General features: G+C 66.9%; 4 protein-coding genes and 2 pseudogenes. 5 read left to right on the top strand and 1 reads right to left on the bottom strand.

Features of this window, described 5'->3' with window-relative positions; translation table 11 throughout:
• Window positions 1-160: pseudogene (locus F0Q45_RS24030) on the bottom strand (pyridoxamine 5'-phosphate oxidase); the annotation flags it as partial.
• 360 nt (window positions 161-520) lie between these two features.
• Between F0Q45_RS24030 and pdxS the strand changes: the two are divergent.
• The 5 genes and pseudogenes from pdxS to F0Q45_RS24005 all read left to right on the top strand — a co-directional run.
• Window positions 521-1,417: a pyridoxal 5'-phosphate synthase lyase subunit PdxS gene (gene pdxS / locus F0Q45_RS24025; protein ID WP_149656283.1), complete on the top strand. Its 897-nt coding sequence runs from the start codon at window positions 521-523 to the stop codon at window positions 1,415-1,417.
• A gap of 9 nt (window positions 1,418-1,426) precedes the next feature.
• Window positions 1,427-2,272 carry an acyl-CoA thioesterase II gene (tesB, locus tag F0Q45_RS24020; protein WP_149656282.1) on the top strand — a complete coding sequence of 282 codons (846 nt, stop codon included), beginning with the start codon at window positions 1,427-1,429 and terminating at the stop codon, window positions 2,270-2,272.
• A complete protein-coding gene (pdxT, locus tag F0Q45_RS24015) occupies window positions 2,269-2,865 on the top strand; it encodes a pyridoxal 5'-phosphate synthase glutaminase subunit PdxT (RefSeq protein ID WP_149656281.1) in 597 nt (198 codons plus the stop codon). Before tesB ends, pdxT begins: the two co-directional genes overlap by 4 nt.
• 75 nt (window positions 2,866-2,940) lie before the next feature.
• Complete coding sequence (locus tag F0Q45_RS24010) at window positions 2,941-3,696, top strand: YebC/PmpR family DNA-binding transcriptional regulator (protein WP_149656280.1); 756 nt, start codon at window positions 2,941-2,943, stop codon at window positions 3,694-3,696.
• A 133-nt stretch (window positions 3,697-3,829) separates the two neighbouring features.
• Window positions 3,830-5,258: pseudogene (locus tag F0Q45_RS24005) on the top strand (PE family protein); the annotation flags it as partial.

Genomic DNA, 5,258 nt, shown 5'->3' with positions numbered 1-5,258 from the left:
CGTCGGCAACCGTCGCCAGCACCATCGCGTTGGGCTCGATCACCCCCGCGCGTTGCGCATCACTCATCCACTGCCGCAACAGCGCTAGCCAGCCGACGTCGAGCCAGTCGACGTCCAAGTCGCCACAACCGTCCTTCTCCGGTCCGTACTCGCCACGCATCCTGGCGAGCTGGTCGCCGTCGAGGTGGACTGGGCAGCTATCGTCTATCACCAGATCGGTCCAACCTGAGCAATCGGCTTTCTACCGTTCGCGATGCCGTGCATGGCCGCACTATACGTGGTTGTCGCGTCGGAGAATGCGGCAGGCGAAAGGCCTAAGCAAACCGATTCGCTATCGCGCATAATGGGTCTTACCCTAGCTGTGTCCGCAGCCGGTTGGCCGCGACCGCGGCGATGCTGTCCGATTGGTAGGTTACCAACGGTCGTTTGCTGGAGACGACGTCTGGCCGCGTCTGCGCGACGTATCGACATGAGGCGCGCGGCGAGGGTGCTGCTGTAGCACAGATCGAAGGAGGACACCGTGGATACTGCAAACCCCGCGACCGGAACGGCGCGGGTCAAGCGCGGTATGGCCGAAATGCTCAAGGGCGGCGTCATCATGGACGTGGTCACTCCGGAGCAGGCCCGCATTGCCGAGGGCGCCGGCGCGGTTGCGGTGATGGCGTTGGAGCGGGTGCCCGCCGACATCCGGGCCCAGGGTGGGGTGGCCAGGATGAGCGACCCCGACCTGATCGAGGGCATCATCGCCGCGGTCACCATCCCGGTGATGGCCAAAGTGCGCATCGGGCATTTCGTGGAGGCCCAGATTCTGCAGAGTCTCGGGGTGGATTACGTCGATGAGTCTGAGGTGCTGACTCCGGCCGACTACACCCACCACATCGACAAGTGGAAGTTCACCGTTCCCTTCGTCTGCGGGGCAACCAATTTGGGCGAGGCGTTGCGGCGCATCGGTGAGGGAGCAGCGATGATCCGCTCCAAGGGCGAGGCTGGAACCGGTGACGTGTCCAATGCCACCACACACATGCGGGCCATCAGCGGCGAGATCCGGCGGTTGACGTCGTTGTCTGAGGATGAATTGTTTGTGGCGGCCAAGGACTTGCAGGCGCCCTACGAGCTGGTGGTCGAGGTGGCCCGGGCCGGCAAGTTGCCGGTGACGTTGTTTACCGCCGGCGGTATTGCCACGCCCGCCGATGCCGCGATGATGATGCAGTTGGGCGCCGAGGGTGTCTTTGTTGGCTCGGGCATCTTCAAGTCCGGCGCTCCCGAGCACCGCGCCGCCGCAATCGTCAAGGCCACCACGTTCTACGACGACCCCGATGTGTTGGCCAAGGTCTCGCGCGGGCTGGGCGAGGCGATGGTGGGCATCAACGTAGCGGACATCGCCCAGCCGCATCGCCTGGCCGAGCGCGGCTGGTAAGAATCTTGTGTGGCAATCGAGGAGATTCTTGATCTAGAGCAGCTCGAGGTCAACATCTATCGCGGTAGCGTATTTAGCCCTGAATCGGGTTTCCTGCAGCGCACTTTCGGCGGCCATGTGGCCGGCCAGTCGCTCGTCTCGGCGGTGCGCACCGTTGAGCCCCGCTACCAAGTCCACTCGCTACATGGTTACTTCCTTCGACCCGGGGACGCCGAGGAGCGCACGGTTTTTATCGTTGAGCGCACTCGCGACGGCGGATCGTTTGCTACCCGGCGGGTGACCGCCATCCAGCACGGCGAAATCATCTTCAGTATGGGAGCGTCCTTCCAAACCCCTCAGGACGGCATCAGTCACCAAGACGCCCTGCCGGCGGCGCCGCCGCCCGACGATCTGCCCGGGCTGAGCTCGGTGAAGGTGTTCGACGACGCCGGGTTTCGGCAGTTCGAGGAGTGGGATGTCCGTATCGTGCCGCGCGACCTGCTGACGCTTGTGCCTGGTAAGGCCTCCCAGCAGCAGGTCTGGTTTCGGCACCGTGATCCGCTGCCTGATGATTCGGTGCTGCACATTTGCGCGTTGGCCTACATGAGCGACCTGACGCTGCTGGGTTCGGCGCAGGTGACGCACTTGCCGGAGCGTGAGCATCTGCAAGTGGCGTCGCTGGACCACGCGATGTGGTTTATGCGGCCTTTTCGCGCCGACGAGTGGTTGCTGTATGACCAGTCGTCGCCATCGGCCGGCGGCGGTCGCGCGTTGACCCATGGGAAGATCTTCAGCCAGGGTGGTGACCTGGTGGCCGCGGTGATGCAGGAGGGGCTGACCCGCTATCGGCGCGGATACCAGCCGAGTCCGCAGTGAACGCGCCGCGGATTGGCGTCCTGGCCCTGCAGGGGGACACCCGCGAGCACCTCGCGGCGCTGCGCGCAGCGGGGGCTGACTCGATGACGGTGCGGCGGCGTGCTGAGTTGGACACGGTGGATGGCTTGGTGCTGCCGGGTGGGGAATCCACGACCATGAGCCACCTACTGCGTGACTTCGACCTGCTGAAGCCGTTGCGGGCGCGGCTGGCCGACGGGCTTCCGGCCTACGGCGCGTGCGCCGGCATGATCTTGCTGGCCAGCGAGATCCTGGACGCTGGCGCCCGGGGACGTGAGGCCTTGCCACTGCGCGGGATAGATATGACAGTGCGGCGCAACGCTTTTGGACGGCAAGTCGATTCATTTGAGGGCGATATTGGGTTCGTTGGACTTGATGATCCGGTACGCGCGGTGTTCATCCGGGCGCCGTGGGTCGAGCGGGTCGGTGACGGAGTGCAGGTGCTGGCCCGAGCCGCCGGTCACATCGTCGCAGTGCGGCAAGGTGCCGTGTTGGCGACGGCGTTTCACCCGGAGATGACCGGCGACCGTCGGATCCACCGGATGTTCGTCGACATCGTCACCGGCCGGGCGTGACACTGGGCGGTACGAGACGCCCACGTAGACTCGGCAAGCAAACTTGTCGAGTCATAGAAGAGGTGCAGCACACCGATGAGCGGCCATTCCAAGTGGGCCACCACCAAGCACAAGAAGGCTGTCATCGACGCCCGCCGCGGCAAGATGTTCGCCCGGCTGATCAAAAACATCGAGGTCGCTGCTCGCGTCGGTGGCGGTGACCCGGCGGGTAATCCCACGCTCTACGACGCGATCCAAAAGGCCAAGAAAAGCTCGGTACCTAACGAAAACATCGAACGGGCGCGCAAGCGCGGCGCCGGTGAGGAAGCCGGCGGCGCTGACTGGCAAACCATCATGTACGAGGGTTATGCGCCGAACGGTGTCGCGGTGTTAATCGAGTGCTTGACCGACAACCGCAACCGCGCCGCCAGCGAGGTGCGGGTGGCGATGACGCGTAACGGCGGCACCATGGCTGATCCGGGGTCGGTGTCCTATTTGTTCTCCCGTAAGGGTGTGGTCACGTTGGACAAGGACGGCTTGACCGAGGACGACGTGCTGGTGGCAGTGCTGGATGCCGGCGCCGAGGAAGTCAACGACCTGGGCGACAGCTTCGAAGTGGTCGCAGAGCCGGGCGACTTGGTGGCGGTGCGCAGCGCCTTGCAAGACGCGGGCATTGACTACGAGTCGGCGGAGGCGAGTTTTCAGCCGTCGGTGAGCGTGCCCGTCGATATCGATGGTGCTCGTAAGGTGTTTAAACTCGTCGACGCGCTGGAGGACAGCGACGACGTGCAGAACGTGTGGACCAATGTCGAGGTGTCGGACGAGGTGTTGGCGGCTCTCGACGACGAGTAGCAACCTCTGGCGGCCCGGGTCTGGGTGAATGTGATGACAATCACGTTGACATCGGGTTAGGCTGCGGGGGTATCGGGCGCGGTTGTCGACTGTGTGCCTGTGGCTAATCCCGGCGTGGTTCGGAGGTGCCCCAGTGTCTTTTGTGTTTGCGGCGCCGGAGATGGTGGTGGCGGCGGCGGCGGATTTGGCGGGTATCGGTGCGATGGTTAGCGCGGCTAATGCGGTGGCGGTGGCGCCGACGACGGTGGTGTTAGCTGCCGGTGCTGATGAGGTGTCGGCGGCGGTGGCGGCGCTTTTTGGGGCTCATGCTCAGGGGTATCAGGTGTTGAGTGCTCAGGCGGCGGTGTTTCATGAGCGGTTTGTGCAGGCTCTCAGTGCTGGTGCGGTGTCGTATGCGGGGGTTGAGGCGGCTAGCGTGTCGGCGTTGGCGGCGTTGGAGCAGGCCATTTTTGGGGTGGTGAATGCGCCCACGCAAATCTTGTTGGGTCGGCCGTTGATCGGTGATGGGGCTGCGGGGGCCAGTGGTGCGGTGGGGCAGCCGGGTGGGGCTGGTGGGCGGTGGCGGCGCCGGCGGGATCGGCGGCTACGGCGGTAACGGCGTTGGAGGGACCGGCGGGGTCGGCGGGACCGGCGGGCTGCTCGCCGGTCTAGTCGGCGCCGGGGGCGGTAACGGCGGCAGCGGCGGCGCCGGTACCACCGGCGGGGGCGCTGGTGGCGCTGGTGGCGATGCCGGCTGGCTGGGCAATGGCGGTGCCGGCGGCACCGGCGGGTACAGCATCACTGCCGGAGGTGCTGGCGGCGCGGGCGGTGACGCCAGCGTGCTGGGCAGCGGCGGGACCGGCGGGACCGGCGGAGTTGGCGACGTCGGCCCCGGCGGGAACGGCGGTACCGGGGGCAATGCCGGCTGGCTCGGTAACGGCGGCGCCGGCGGTACCGGCGGGGTCGGCCGTTTCGGTAACGCGGGTGACGGCGGTGTCGGTGGCCACGCCAGCGTCCTGGGCAACGGCGGCGCCGGTGGCGCCGGTGGACAGGGCGCAGCTAACGGTGGTGCCGGCGCGGCCGGCGGCCGCGCCGGCTTACTCGTGGGCAGCGGCGGCGAGGGCGGCACCACCGGCGGGGCCGGCGGTCTCGGTGGCAATGGGGTGTGGATCGGTAACGGCGGCAACGCCGGGGTTGGCGGGACCGGGTTGACGCCGGGAGCTGACGGCGTCGGCGGCACCAGCGGGCTGCTGCTGGGTCTGGACGGCTTCAATGCCCCGGGCAACATCTCGCCTTTGCACACCCTGCAGCAACAAGTGCTCAACGCGATTAACGGGCCTGTCCAGGCGGCGACCGGGCGCCCACTGATTGGCAACGGCCTGCCCGCGGCCGCAGGCAGCGGTACCGCCGGAGCTCCCGGCGGGTGGTTGCTCGGCGACGGCGGGGCCGGCGGCTTGGCCGCGATGGGCACCGTCCAAAATGGCGGGGCCGGCGGAGCTGCCGGGCTATGGGGCACCGGCGGAGCCGGCGGGGCCGGCGCACGCTCGTTAGCCGGCGATGCTGGGACCGGAGGTGCCGGAGGT

Origin of the sequence: Mycobacterium simiae (assembly GCF_008370645.1) — a bacterium.
GTDB lineage: Bacteria > Actinomycetota > Actinomycetes > Mycobacteriales > Mycobacteriaceae > Mycobacterium > Mycobacterium simiae_A.
Note: the sequence above shows the minus strand (reverse complement) of the source record. Positions and strands in the feature narration are given on the sequence as shown.

Excerpts from the sequence above, each read along its gene's own strand:
- F0Q45_RS24010 (WP_149656280.1), top strand. The coding sequence starts at position 2,941 with ATGAGCGGCCATTCCAAGTGGGCCACCACCAAGCACAAGAAGGCTGTC.